The following is a 12,905-nucleotide window of genomic DNA, read 5'->3' as shown; positions in this document are numbered from 1 at the left end:
CGCAAGGAGAATCAGATGGTTTCAACCTACCAACGGCAGGCGCTCATGGGCGCCACCGGTATCGAACTAATCATCGCGCTTTACGATGGAACGATTCGGTTTTTGTATCGCGCTATCCAGTGCATCGAAGAGAACGATACTCGCGGACGCCGCATCGCCGTAGGCCGAGCGCTCGACATCCTGATGTACCTGCAGGCCCGTCTTCGCCCCGATCTGGCCCAAAGCACGTCTGAATCGCTCTCGGACTTCTACGCCGCCATGTTCACGATGTCGCTCGAGGCCTCCCATGCCACCTCCATCGAACAGTTTCACGAGGTCATCGCCTGCATCCGTAGCGTTCGTGATGCCTGGACTGTCGCGGCGCGTAATCCAGATGCGGGCCGTGTACTTCCCCGCGAACTCCGTACCAAAGAAGAGCTATTCTCCGCTCCTCCTCCTTCCTCCATCACCGAACAACCTGCCTCGGCCCGCTGGTCAGCATAATTTCATTTTTCTACTGATAAAATGAGAAAAGACTGTAATGGTTTCCTCATGGAACCGTCTCTATCAGTAACAGCATGAAGCGCACGCTCTCCAGTTTCGTCTCGGTCCTTTGCCTGCTGGCCTTCTTCGTCAGCTCAGCAGCCTGTTTTGCTGTAGCTCCGCCACAGCAAAAGATGGATCACGCGAGCCACAGTATGAGCGCTCCAGCACACGCCTGCTGCCCAAGCCATGCTCCTGATCTGCAAATTTCGAATCAGTGCTGCGTGGTTCACCATCAGCCTGCATCGGCTGCTTCTACCACTGAGTCTCAGTTAGTACAGTTTGCAGCGCTTCCCTTTGTCGCAATTCCTGTTCCCTCACTGGACATCGCAACTAGCTACCAATTCGCTCTGCCGCGACCTACACCACTACAAACCCCGCCGCTGATCGCTCTCCGAATCTGATCCTGAAGCCCCCGCCAAAAGACCTGCCCGGATTTCATCCAGGCATCGTAGCCCCTTGTCTTTAGCTTTCAGGAGAAGAACCCGTGTTCCCGCGTACCTGGCGTAGATCTCTACGCACCTTTATCTCTGCATCCCTTTTCTTTGGCCTCCCCGCACTCGCCCAGCAATCCTCCGAGATGCCTGCCGATCATTCGATGAATTCCATGGACCACTCCTCTCACGATATGTCCTCCATGGCACAGATGCCAGGCATGATCATGCAGCCCGGTAACCTGATCGAAGCCCAGCTCAATCATCTCTCCTCCGGCACCACCGTCGAGCCCGCCTCAACCCCCATGTACATGGTCATGGGCTGGCATGGACCCTGGATGTGGATGCTGCATGGCGAGGCCTTCGTCACCGATACCCAACAGCAGGCTGCACAGACTCCTGAAGGCCGCCGCGGAGGCGATAAATTCTTCTCCACCAACTGGATCATGCCCATGGCCATGCGGCGTGTCGGTCCCGGCCAGCTTACCTTGCGCGCGATGTTCTCACTGGAACCCGCTACCGTAACCGCTCGCCAATATCCTCTGCTCTTCCAGCAGGGCGAAACCGCCTTCGGCAAGCCCATCGTCGATGGACAACATCCACATAACTTCTTCATGGAGGTCGGAGCACTTTACGACATCAAGCTCAGCGAACGTACGCTCCTCAGCTTCTATGCTGCTCCCATCGGTGATCCCGCCATCGGCCCCGTTGCCTTCCCCCACCGCATGTCTGCTTCCGAAAATCCCCTCGCCGCCCTCGGCCATCATCAGGAAGACTCTACCCACATTGCCTATAACGTCCTGACTACCGGACTCACCTGGCGATGGTTTCGGCTCGAAGGTTCTGGCTTTCATGGCGGCGAACCCGGCGAAGGTCGTTGGCAGTTCCAGCCCTCAGAGAATGGCCTCGCCATCGATAGCTACTCCTCGCGTCTGACCTTCGCACCCAACCCCAACTGGAATATCCAATACTCCATCGCACACATCACGGATCCTGAACCCAACGCGCACGAAGACCAGCAGCGCCAAACCGCATCCATCATGTACAACCGCTCCTTCGGCCCACGCGATGCCAATGGACTCACCACCGGCAACTGGTCCAGCACCCTCATCTGGGGGCGCACCAACTCACACGGCAGGATGAACAGCTATCTCGCCGAATCGTTGCTCAAGTTCTCGCGCAAGAACTACGTCTGGACACGCATCGAAAACGCCGCTCGCTCCAACCAACTGCTGCTCAACCCTGACGAACCAACACCTTCACACTTCCACGAAGAACCCATCGGGCACGTCGCTGCCTTCAGCTTCGGTTACGACCGTGACTTCCGTATCGCAAAACACATCACCGCAGCTCCCGGTGCACAGTTCACCACCTACAACACGCCCGATTCCCTACAAGCCACCTACGGAAATCATCCCTGGGGAGTCGCAGCCTTCGTACGTTTCCGCATCGCACCATAATCAATCGAAGAATCTCAACGACTATCAGCCTAGAATCGGGTGCCCCATCTTCGTCGCGAAGCGACGAAGGTGGGCATTCGCATACAGTGCGAACCGCTTTTAAGGGCACGGCTTTAGAGCCTGCCCTGAGCGTAGTCGAATGGGTGCCGCAAAAGTCGCCGTGATAGCGGTTCCACTCTGCCGAAGGCCGGAGCGAAGCCCAAAGGGCGAAGTGACATCGGATATCCTTTGTCAGTTCCCAATCTGTACGGTCTTTATATCTAGGAGGGAATGCAACTGATATCTAGGAGGAATGCAACCGCGGAAGGGCCCACCGAATCTCTCTCAATGCTTAAATGAAAACAATGATCCTCTACGTTGCCACCTCGAACCCAGGCAAGCTCCGCGACTTCTCCGCAACAGCAAAGGCCCAAGAGACCAATACTGAGATCCTTCCTCTTCCCGGTTTGGCTGATATCCCTGCCCCACCTGAAGATGAACCCACCTTCGAGGGCAACGCCCGCACTAAGGCGATCTACTATTCCAGCCTTGCCCCAGGCAAGATCGTCCTGGCCGACGACTCTGGTCTCGAGGTCGATGCGCTTCATGGAGCACCCGGCGTTCGCTCCGCGCGCTACGGCGACGATGCAGAATTCACGTCATCGCCAGACCTTTCTCTCGATGAACGAAACAACCGTTGTCTTCTACATGCATTGCGAAACGTTCCGGAAGTTGACCGACAGGCTCGTTACCGCTGCGTATTAGCAGCTGCACGAGATGGGCAGGTTCTCGCAATTGCCGACGGTTCTGTTGAAGGAATCATCCTCTTCGAACCTCGGGGCCACTCCGGCTTCGGCTACGATCCTCTCTTCTTTCTTCCCGGACTGGAAAAGACCATGGCCGAGATTGACCTGCAGACTAAACTCGCTCTCAGCCATCGTGGCCGAGCGCTTCGTGCCCTGCGGCCTCAACTTGCATGAAGAGAAGCAGGGACACCTCAAAATCCCGACCGAATCAATCGCATTTTCTATTTGCTACTTAATCGCACAAAATTGACGATAACCGCACCAGAAGCCGTTGATTTCTTGACGTTGGCGTAACAGGAGCGGAATAATCAGCCTGCTGTCGCAATATCTGCGCAGCAGTACTCCCAACGAGCTTAAGGAGTTCCGACATGGCCTCTGCCGCACCGCCAGCCCCATCCGCCACGCCGTCCCAACAGGGGATCCAGCCTGGCGTGCAACCGCTTCGCGCTGGCGAAGGACACTCCTACTTCTGGCGCAAGTTGCACTCCCTCACCGGAATCGTGCCTATCGGCGCCTTCCTCATCGAGCACATCGTCTCCAACTTCGAGATCGTCAACGGCCCTGTCGCCTATGCCAAGCAGGTTCTCTTCCTCAACTCCCTGCCTCTGGTTCGCGTCCTCGAGTGGGGACTCATCTTCATCCCGCTCGCCTATCACGCTCTCTACGGTCTCTTCATCGCCGTTCGCGGACGGAATAATGTCAACGTCTACCCCTGGGCCGGCAACTGGATGTACCTCTCCCAGCGTGTAACGGGAATCATTGCCTTCCTCTATATCATTCAGCACGTCCTGCGACAGCGATTTATGGGGGTCAGCCTCCCCGAGCATCCAGGTGCAGCCTTCGCCAAAGTACAGCACGAGCTCTCCAATCCGTGGATGATCGCCATCTATGTCATCGCAATGATCGCTACCACCTGGCACTTCGCATACGGCGTCTGGCTCTTCGCCGCCAAGTGGGGCATCACCCCTGGGGACAAAGCTCGCAAGAGGTTTGGCTACGTCTGCGCCGTCGTCGGCATCGTGCTCTGCCTCATGGGACTCGGCAGCATCTTCGCCGTCGTCACCGCACCACCGGCTCCGGAAGATGTCATGCCCGAAACCTCTGCAGCGGTTCATATGCCCTCTGCGCCAGTACCGGCAACCGCAATCACGCTACAGAAATAGTTTATTAAGGGCACGGTTTTAGAGCCTGCCCTGAGCGGTGTCGAAGGATGCCGAAAACGCCATAGATAGAAAGAGGCTTTAGCCTCTGAGGGACAACGAATGGCAGCAGCAACTCCAAGAATCATCGTCGTAGGCGGCGGACTCGCCGGCCTCTCCGCCGTCATCAAGATCGCCGAAGCGGGCGGCAAGGTTGACCTCTTCTCCATCGTCCCCGTCAAGCGCTCGCACTCCGTCTGCGCTCAGGGTGGCATCAACTCCGCCAAGAATCTCAAGGGCGAGGGCGATAGCGCCTGGGCTCACTTCGACGACACCATCTACGGCGGCGACTTCCTCGCCAACCAGACCCCCGTCAAGCAGATGTGCGAACAAGGTCCGGCCATCATCGACCTGCTCGATCGCATGGGTGTTCCTTTCAATCGCACCCCCGAAGGCCTGCTCGACTTCCGTCGCTTTGGTGGAACCCTCTTCCACCGCACCGCCTTCGCCGGAGCCACCACTGGCCAGCAGCTCCTCTACGCGCTCGACGAGCAGGTTCGCCGCTACGAGTCCGAGGGCAAGGTCACCAAGTACGAAGGCTGGGAGTTCCTCTCCGCCGTGCTCGACTCCAAAGGAGTCTGCCGCGGCATCAGCGCAATGGACCTCCGCACCATGGAGCTTCGCACCTTCCCCGCAGACGCCATCATCATCTGCACCGGCGGCAACGGAGCCATCTTCGGAAAGTCCACGAATTCAGTAGTTTGCACCGGATCAGCTCAATCAGCGCTTTATCAACAGGGCGCCTATTACGCGAACGGAGAGTTCATCCAGGTCCACCCCACCGCCATCCCCGGCGAAGACAAGCTCCGCCTCATGTCCGAATCGGCTCGCGGTGAGGGTGGCCGCGTATGGGTTCCCAAAGATAAGAACGACAAACGCGCCCCGCAGTCCATCCCCGAGAGCGACCGCTGGTACTTCCTTGAGGAGTGGTATCCCAAGTACGGCAACCTCGTCCCCCGTGACGTGGCCACCCGCGCCATCTTCAAGGTCGTCTACGAGCACCACATGGGAATCGACGGCCAGCCGCAGGTCTACCTCGATGTCTCCCACCTCCCGCCCGAGCGTCAGCATAAGCTCGAAGGCATCCTGGAGATCTACGAGAAGTTTGTCGGCGACGACCCGCGCAAGGTCCCGATGAGGATCTTCCCTGGAATGCACTACACCATGGGCGGCCTCTGGGTCGATTTCAACCAGCAGACCAACATCCCCGGCGTCTTCGCCGCTGGCGAGGCCGACTATTCCATCCACGGAGCTAACCGCCTCGGCGCGAACTCCCTGCTCTCCTGCATCTACGGCGGCTTCGTTGCCGGACCGCAGGCCATGCAGTATGCGAAGTCCCTTCCCGCGCAGGAAGGCGATGGTGGCCATGCCGCTGAATTCCAGCGTCAGAAGGAGGCCAACAATATCCTCCTCAACAACCCTGGCACTGAGAATCCCTTCAAGATCTGGCGCGAACTTGGCGAGACCATGACCAAGCACGCGACCATCATCCGTTATAACACTGGCCTTAAAGAGGCCGACGAGAAGATCGTCGAGCTCCAACAGCGTTATCGCAACATCAATCTCTCCGACAAGAGCCAATGGGCCAACACCAGCTTCGCCTTCGCCCGCCAACTCTACAACATGCTTGAGCTCGCCCGCGTTATCGTCCAGGGAGCGCTACTCCGCGACGAATCCCGTGGCGCGCACTACAAGCCTGACTTCCCGGACCGCAACGACGAGAAGTTCCTCAAGACCACCAAGGCCAGCTTCGTCAACGACGCCCCAAAGTTCGAGTTCGAGGACGTCGACATCAGCCACATCAAACCGCGTCCGCGCCGTTACGACGCCACGGCATAGTCACCTGGAGGAATCCGCCCTTTAATAACTAGTACGGAAGACGAAAATGATGCTCCTGAGTATCCTCCAACCCGGGAACCGCCATCTAACCGTTCATGACAGAAACGGCGTCCAACTACTTCGTCTTTCTGATCCTTCCGGCGATCTTCATCGCGCTCTGGACCTACATCATTCTCTACAACAGAAGTATTCGAAAGAGAATCGAGCAGATCGAGGCATCCGGAAGACATCTCACCTGTGCAGAAGAGGGCATCTCTCTGGTAACGCTCGAGAAGGAGCAGGCCGGTCACACCGGCAGCATCTTCTAGCGCCCGGCGAAAGCTCCTACAATCTCAGGCCGCGGGAAAGTTCTGTACTCCTCGCTCCCACTACCGCTTCTCCTAACAAGAGTGTCATTTCGACCGGAGCAAGACCGTCTTATCGTCCTGCTCGGTGGGGTGGAAGAAATCTGCTTCTCTCCCACAAACGTTTGTTCTGCGACAGGGTGGCCTCTTCATGAAACGAGAGAATAACTTCGATATTCTCCGCCTCTTGTTGGCTGCAGTCGTTGTTCTCTTCCATGTCGGCTACATCAGCGGAGCCAGCCTCTTTGAGCCGCTTCCCCGCTATTTCAGCGGCCACCTCGCTGTCGAAGGCTTCTTCGCCATCTCTGGCTTCCTCATCTTTGCCAGTTACGAGCGTTCTTCCTCCCTGCGCGACTATTTCATCAAACGCGCTGCTCGTATCCTCCCCGGCTACTGGCTGGCTACGGCTCTCTGCCTCTTCATTGCCTTCTGCTATGGCAGCTTTCACGTCGTCCGGTTCCTCTTCGCGAACCTCATCTTCGCCAACTTTCTTGCTGGATCGATCCCCGGCGTCTTCGCCTCCAATCCCAGCACCGGCATGAACGGCGCCCTCTGGACCATCAAGATCGAGGTCATGTTCTACATCCTCGTTCCCTTCATCGTCTGGCTCTGCCGCCGCCTCAACCGCGATGTCGTGCTGTGGTCGCTCTTTGTCCTGTCCATCATCTACCGAGTCGCGATGGCCGATCACAATACGCTCGCTCTCCAGCTTCCCGGCCAGCTTTCCTTCTTCATCATTGGAGCGCTCATCCATTACCATCTGAGCTTCTTTGAGGCCAATGGCAAGTGGTTCGCCCTTGGTGCCGCTCTACTCTGGGTCGTGTACGTCGCCACAGGATGGTTTGTCTTCCGTCCAGCGGCTGTCGCCACCCTTACCCTCTGGGCGAGTCTCCTGCTGCCCGTCGTCAAGGGCCCCACACGCTGGGGAGACTTCTCCTACGGCATCTATGTCCTGCACTGGCCCCTCATCCAGGTCGTCGTCGCCCTGGGGCTCTACCGCACCCATCCTTGGGCCGCGCTCACGCTCACATTTCTAGCCATCGCCGTAGCGGCTCCGCTCTCCTGGTTTTTCGTTGAGAAACCCTCACTCGCACTCGCACATTCACGACGGATCAAGACACAGTATCCCGCCGTCACCCCCAGCTAAAGCATAGCCAAGGAAAAACGACCATGCCCACTACCATCAAAGTCGAGATCAAGCGTCAGGCCAATCCCAATGCCCCTGCTGTCACCGAAACCTTCGAGGTTCCCTATCGCCCCGGCATGAACATTACCTCTCTGCTCGGCGAAATCGCGTTGAACCCCGTCGACATCAGCGGCAAGGCCACAACGCCCGTCACCTACGACTCCAATTGCCTTGAGGAGATCTGCGGTTCCTGCGCCATGCTCATCAACGGTAAGGCCCGCATGGCTTGTTCCGCTCTCGTCGACAAGCTGGAACAGCCCATCCAGCTCGCACCACTCTCGAAGTTCCCTGTCGTCCGCGACCTTGCCGTCGATCGCTCCGTCCTCTTTGAGAACCTCAAGACGGTTAAGGCTTGGGTTCCCATCGATGGCACGTACGACCTCGGTTCCGGGCCTCGCCAGTTCCCGCAGGTGCAGGAGCAGCGCTACCCGCTCTCCAACTGCATCAGCTGCTGCTGCTGCATGGAGGTCTGCCCCCAGTTCAACGTCTCCACCAATTTCGTCGGAGCCGCCACCATCGCTCAAGCGAAGCTCTTCAACATGGACCCCGCCGGAGCCGTCCTCGCCGAAGATCGCCTTCGTGCTCTCGCTGGAGATGGTGGCATTCAGGAATGCGGCTTCGCTCAGAACTGCGTCGTAGCCTGCCCCAAAGAACTCCCGCTCACTGAAGCCATCAGCGATATGGGCCGCGACGTCTTCATCCAGCAAGTCAAAGATCTCGTATCCCGATAGCCAATTGCACACCTCACAAGAAGGCCCACCATCACAGGTGGGCTTCTTACTTTCAATCATGGATGTGCCATTTCGACCGAAGCGAACGCCGCAGGCGAGAGCGGAGTGGAGAAATCACCACATCTCGCCCGCCTTAACTATGCTGTAGCCCCAAAAACGTGTTCCCCAAAACAAGCCAGGTGCCGGGTGCTCCATTCATAATGCAAAGCGGTATGAGTGGGATATTCGCGCGAATGCGCGACCACCTTGCTTAAGGACACGGCTTCAGCTGTGCCAAAAATGGCTATCACAAAACCGAGCGGCTTTAGCCGCTGAGGGCCTGGCTTCCTTATCCGCGACATAACCGACATTCCCAGCGCGCAACCCGAACCCTTGCTACAATTTCCATCACCGGCTCATGAAGTATTTCATGCACACAACCAAACCATCCGCCGCAGCCGTCTGTGCATTCCTTCTCTCGACAGCGCTCTTTGCGCAGTCTCCCCAAGCCGCAGGAAAGAAGAACATGTCGTCTCAGGATCCTCTCGCCGTTCATGACTCTGCCATCGTCATCGATACTCACGCCGACACTCCACAGCGATTCCTCGATGAGCACTGGAACTTTACCGATCCGCTCAACGGAGGCATGCTCAACTACGACTCCGCGAAGAAGGGCAATCTCGATGCCCAGTTCTTCTCCATCTGGGTCGACCCCGGCCAGTACTCTGCGCGCGACTCAGCTCGTCGCACTCTCGAGCTGATCGACGCCACCCTCGAACAGGTTCGCCGCGCTCCCGATAAGCTCGCTCTCTGCACCACCGCCGACCAGATCATCTCCACACACCAGCAGGGCAAGTTCGCCGTGCTCATGGGAATCGAGGGCGGCCACTCCATTGAAAATTCCCTCGGTCTTCTCCGCGACTACTATCGCCTCGGCGTCCGTTACATGACGCTCACCTGGTCCAACACCAACGACTGGGCCGATTCCTCCGGCGACATCGACGACCCCACCGTCAAGCACCATAACGGCCTCACCCCTTTCGGCAAGCAGGTCGTTGCCGAAATGAACCGCCTCGGCATGATGGTCGACATCTCTCACGTCTCCGACAAGACCTTCTGGGACGTCATGGAGATCACCAAAGCTCCTGTCATCGCTTCACACTCCTCCGCTCGCGCTCTCACCCAGGCGCCACGCAACATGACAGACGATATGCTCCGCGCAGTGGCAAAGAACAACGGAGTCGTCATGGTCAACTTCTTCCCTGCCTTCATCGACGAAAACTGGCGTACCGCATGGAACGCATCCAAACCCGAGCGTCAAAAGGAACAGGACGCGCTCGAAGCCGAATACGAAGCGAAGGGCCTCCCCGTTCCCTTCGAAGCCTCCGACAAGATCGACCGTAAGTACGCCGCGAAGATCGGCCGCGCCCCTTTCAACTCCCTCATCGATCACTTCGATCACGTCATCAAGGTTGCTGGTATCGACCACGTTGGCATCGGAACCGACTTCGACGGTATTCCTCAGCCCCCTGCTGGGATCGACTCCGCCGCCGACCTGCCTAAAGTCACCGCAGCACTTATGGCACGCGGCTACACCGCTGAAGATATGCACAAACTCCTCGGCGGCAACCTGCTCCGTGTCTTCCGCGCCGTTCAGGCAGCCCAGGAAAAGCCACCTGTCATCGCTCCGGGCCAGAAATAACTCCTCTCAGAAAATGCCTGTCAAGTCCCGGGAGGAGCTAACAACCATGTTTCTAAATACATAGGGATCGCAGATTATCCTTGTTCACCAGTTAGAATTAAAAATATCCGGTTCTTCCGTTTTTCTAAGAGAACGCCTCTATCATCCGAAGTACTAATCTAAGCCGCATCGATTGAATACTTTGCGCGCAAATGGTGGTAGGGGGTCATCACGGATCGGATGGCCTATCGAGCACAATCCGCAGCAGGAAGGCGCATCCTCTTCCGGAACAGGCTGATGCCTCTGCGCCGAATTGCTCCATAAGAATCTCTGCGTTAGCCTGTTCTATGGAGTTCCACTACGCATGACGCTTCGTTTCCTTGCACTTGCTCTGGCCTTCAGCAGTCCGGCTTGGGCTCAGTCTTCTCCGCCTCCCACCGAGGCGCCGCAGTCTCAGCAGTCGACGCCGGCAACTGGGGTCTCTTCGCAAGACCTTCCTGACGCACCGAGCACCACCAGTCAGGCCAAGCCGCCCGTTACCCCCACCGGCCCCACCGCCGTCATCGACACCACCATGGGCCGTCTTACCTGCAAGCTATACGACACCCAGGCCCCCGTCACGGTCGCCAACTTTATCGGCCTCGCTGAAGGAACAAAGGACTGGACCGATCCCAAAACGCTCCAGAAGGTTCACGGCCAGCCCTTCTACAACGGAACCACTTTTCACCGAGTCATTCCCGGCTTCATGATCCAGGGCGGCGACCGGCTCGGCGATGGACGCGGCGATCCCGGCTACCTCTTCAAAGACGAGATCGATCCTTCCCTCACCTTTGATGAACCCGGACGCCTCGCCATGGCAAACTCCGGCCCCAGCACCAACGGCTCACAGTTTTTCATCACGGAAGCTCCGGTTCCTCACCTCAACGGCAAGCACACCATCTTCGGCCAGTGCGATTCGCATACCGTCCTCATGGTCGCCACCATCGCGCGCGTACAGCGCGACGATAACGACAAGCCTGTCACTCCAGTCGTGATCAACAAGATCACGATCGTCCGCGATGGCCAGCCTATACCCCCGGAACCTGCACCGCCTGCCGCACAGCCCCCTGCGGCGCCACCTCAGTAATTTTTGTCTCTCGCTGCTTTTTCCTGAGAGACGTCACTCACAACCTTCCAATCCAAAGGAGACTACATGGCACGCAAGCCAGGAACTTACGCAACCTTCAACACATCCCAGGGAAACATCGTCGTTGAGCTCTTCGAGAAGGACGCACCCGAAACCGTCGCCAACTTCATCGGTCTCGCCGAGGGTACCAAGCAGTGGGAGAGCCGCAGCAAGAAGGGCGACAAACTTTACGACGGCACGATCTTCCATCGCGTCATCCCCGAGTTCATGATCCAGGGTGGCGACCCGGAAGGCACCGGCATGGGTGGTCCCGGCTATCGCTTCGCCGACGAAACCCGCGGTTCGCGCCACGGCTTCCAGGAGCCCGGAAAACTCGCTATGGCAAATGCCGGCCCCAACACCAACGGTTCTCAGTTCTTCATCACCGTTGCCCCCACCACCTGGCTCACCGGAAAGCACACCATCTTCGGTGAAGTGGTTGAAGGCTACGATATCGTCGAGAAGATCAGCAAGGTTGCCCGCGATGGCATGGATCGACCCAAAACCCCTGTGGTTCTGGAATCCGTCACCATCGAGCGGATTGCATAATTCTGAACGATAGGTAAATCAAAAGCCCGCTCCATCGAGCGGGCTTTTGATTTGAAGTGAATATAGTTTTACGCTACGCCAATCACGCTGCAGAGTTCCTTCACCGCATCAGCGCTCTTCTGCAGCGCAGTCTGCTCTTCTGCGGTGAGCTTGATCTCGATGATCTGCTCCAGACCCTTGGATCCCAGTTTGCACGGCACACCAACATAGAGGCCCTTGATGCCGTACTCGCCTTCGAGATATGCAGCGCAAGGAAGAATCTTCTTCTTGTCCTTCAGGATCGCCTCCACCATCTCTACGGCGGCAGCCGAAGGAGCATAGTAAGCTGAGCCCGTCTTGAGGTACTTGACGATTTCCGCGCCGCCATTTGCCGTACGCGTCTCAAGCTCCTTCAAGCGGTCCGCCGGGATCAACTCCGTAATCGGAATACCCGCCACCGTCGAGTAGCGTGAGAGCGGAACCATCGTGTCGCCATGCCCGCCGAGTACGAACGCCGTCACATTCTCAACCGAAACGTTCAGCTCCTGTGCAATGAACGTGCGGAAGCGTGCCGAATCCAGCACACCCGCCATGCCAATCACGCGCTCGCGCGGAAGACCCAGCTTCTTGAATGCGGTCTGCGCCATTGCGTCCAGAGGGTTCGAGACGATGATAAAGATCGCGTTCGGCGACGCAGCCAACGCCTTCGCCGCCACATCGCTCATAATGCCGAAGTTCGTGTTCAGCAAATCATCGCGGCTCATACCCGGCTTGCGCGCAATGCCTGCCGTAATGACTACGATGTCCGAATTCGCGGTATCCGCGTAGTCATTTGTTCCAATCACCGAGACATCGCGCTTCTCAATCGGCAACGCCTCCAGCAGATCGAGCCCCTTGCCCTGCGGCACGCCATCGATCACATCGATCAACACAACATCTGCAAGCTCCTTGGAAGCAATCCAATGAGCAGCCGTCGCACCCACATTTCCAGCGCCAACAATCGTTACTTTCTTACGCATCGTTTCTCCTAAGACAATTACAATAAGTTTGAG

At 57.6% G+C, this 12,905-nt stretch carries 13 protein-coding genes; 12 read left to right on the top strand and 1 reads right to left on the bottom strand.

What is annotated here, in order from left to right; all coding sequences use genetic code 11:
* The first annotated feature begins 15 nt into the window (after window positions 1-15).
* From fliS to H7846_RS08530, 12 genes are all read left to right on the top strand, one after another.
* Complete coding sequence (gene fliS, locus H7846_RS08585) at window positions 16-483, top strand: flagellar export chaperone FliS (protein WP_186696032.1); 468 nt, start codon at window positions 16-18, stop codon at window positions 481-483.
* 74 nt (window positions 484-557) lie between these two features.
* On the top strand, window positions 558-926 hold the full coding sequence (locus H7846_RS08580) for a hypothetical protein (protein ID WP_186696031.1): 369 nt from the start codon (window positions 558-560) through the stop codon (window positions 924-926).
* 83 nt (window positions 927-1,009) lie between these two features.
* Window positions 1,010-2,416: a hypothetical protein gene (locus H7846_RS08575; RefSeq protein ID WP_255460955.1), complete on the top strand. Its 1,407-nt coding sequence runs from the start codon at window positions 1,010-1,012 to the stop codon at window positions 2,414-2,416.
* 335 nt (window positions 2,417-2,751) lie between these two features.
* Window positions 2,752-3,375, top strand: coding sequence for a non-canonical purine NTP pyrophosphatase (locus H7846_RS08570; protein ID WP_370561389.1), 624 nt, complete (start codon window positions 2,752-2,754; stop codon window positions 3,373-3,375).
* A gap of 194 nt (window positions 3,376-3,569) precedes the next feature.
* Window positions 3,570-4,364, top strand: a complete 795-nt coding sequence (locus H7846_RS08565; RefSeq protein ID WP_186696030.1) for a succinate dehydrogenase — start codon at window positions 3,570-3,572, stop codon at window positions 4,362-4,364.
* Between the two features lie 99 nt (window positions 4,365-4,463).
* Window positions 4,464-6,239: a succinate dehydrogenase flavoprotein subunit gene (sdhA, locus tag H7846_RS08560; protein WP_186696029.1), complete on the top strand. Its 1,776-nt coding sequence runs from the start codon at window positions 4,464-4,466 to the stop codon at window positions 6,237-6,239.
* Between the two features lie 95 nt (window positions 6,240-6,334).
* A complete protein-coding gene (locus tag H7846_RS08555; protein WP_186696028.1) occupies window positions 6,335-6,547 on the top strand; it encodes a hypothetical protein in 213 nt (70 codons plus the stop codon).
* A 187-nt stretch (window positions 6,548-6,734) separates the two neighbouring features.
* Entirely contained in the window at window positions 6,735-7,730 is a 996-nt protein-coding gene (locus H7846_RS08550) for an acyltransferase family protein (protein ID WP_186696027.1), read from the top strand.
* A gap of 23 nt (window positions 7,731-7,753) precedes the next feature.
* Window positions 7,754-8,500, top strand: a complete 747-nt coding sequence (sdhB, locus tag H7846_RS08545) for a succinate dehydrogenase iron-sulfur subunit (protein ID WP_186696026.1) — start codon at window positions 7,754-7,756, stop codon at window positions 8,498-8,500.
* A gap of 409 nt (window positions 8,501-8,909) precedes the next feature.
* Complete coding sequence (locus tag H7846_RS08540) at window positions 8,910-10,181, top strand: dipeptidase (protein WP_370561388.1); 1,272 nt, start codon at window positions 8,910-8,912, stop codon at window positions 10,179-10,181.
* Window positions 10,182-10,524: 343 nt separating this feature from the next.
* The gene (locus tag H7846_RS08535) at window positions 10,525-11,286 is read left to right on the top strand and encodes a peptidylprolyl isomerase (protein WP_186696025.1); all 762 of its coding nucleotides are present in this window, start codon (window positions 10,525-10,527) and stop codon (window positions 11,284-11,286) included.
* A 66-nt stretch (window positions 11,287-11,352) separates the two neighbouring features.
* Window positions 11,353-11,874 carry a peptidylprolyl isomerase gene (locus tag H7846_RS08530; RefSeq protein WP_186696024.1) on the top strand — a complete coding sequence of 174 codons (522 nt, stop codon included), beginning with the start codon at window positions 11,353-11,355 and terminating at the stop codon, window positions 11,872-11,874.
* Between the two features lie 68 nt (window positions 11,875-11,942).
* Here the strand turns inward: H7846_RS08530 and mdh are convergent, their stop codons facing one another.
* Complete coding sequence (gene mdh / locus H7846_RS08525; RefSeq protein ID WP_186696023.1) at window positions 11,943-12,872, bottom strand: malate dehydrogenase; 930 nt, start codon at window positions 12,870-12,872, stop codon at window positions 11,943-11,945.
* Window positions 12,873-12,905 lie beyond the last annotated feature (33 nt).

Origin of the sequence: Edaphobacter sp. 4G125, from assembly GCF_014274685.1 — a bacterium.
GTDB lineage: Bacteria > Acidobacteriota > Terriglobia > Terriglobales > Acidobacteriaceae > Edaphobacter.
Note: the sequence above shows the minus strand (reverse complement) of the source record. Positions and strands in the feature narration are given on the sequence as shown.

Coding starts and splice junctions, on each gene's coding strand:
- sdhB (WP_186696026.1), top strand. CDS start 7,754: ATGCCCACTACCATCAAAGTCGAGATCAAGCGTCAGGCCAATCCCAAT.
- H7846_RS08555 (WP_186696028.1), top strand. CDS start 6,335: ATGACAGAAACGGCGTCCAACTACTTCGTCTTTCTGATCCTTCCGGCG.
- H7846_RS08535 (WP_186696025.1), top strand. CDS start 10,525: ATGACGCTTCGTTTCCTTGCACTTGCTCTGGCCTTCAGCAGTCCGGCT.
- sdhA (WP_186696029.1), top strand. CDS start 4,464: ATGGCAGCAGCAACTCCAAGAATCATCGTCGTAGGCGGCGGACTCGCC.
- H7846_RS08540 (WP_370561388.1), top strand. CDS start 8,910: ATGCACACAACCAAACCATCCGCCGCAGCCGTCTGTGCATTCCTTCTC.
- fliS (WP_186696032.1), top strand. CDS start 16: ATGGTTTCAACCTACCAACGGCAGGCGCTCATGGGCGCCACCGGTATC.
- mdh (WP_186696023.1), bottom strand. CDS start 12,872: ATGCGTAAGAAAGTAACGATTGTTGGCGCTGGAAATGTGGGTGCGACG.
- H7846_RS08530 (WP_186696024.1), top strand. CDS start 11,353: ATGGCACGCAAGCCAGGAACTTACGCAACCTTCAACACATCCCAGGGA.
- H7846_RS08570 (WP_370561389.1), top strand. CDS start 2,752: ATGAAAACAATGATCCTCTACGTTGCCACCTCGAACCCAGGCAAGCTC.
- H7846_RS08565 (WP_186696030.1), top strand. CDS start 3,570: ATGGCCTCTGCCGCACCGCCAGCCCCATCCGCCACGCCGTCCCAACAG.
- H7846_RS08550 (WP_186696027.1), top strand. CDS start 6,735: ATGAAACGAGAGAATAACTTCGATATTCTCCGCCTCTTGTTGGCTGCA.
- H7846_RS08580 (WP_186696031.1), top strand. CDS start 558: ATGAAGCGCACGCTCTCCAGTTTCGTCTCGGTCCTTTGCCTGCTGGCC.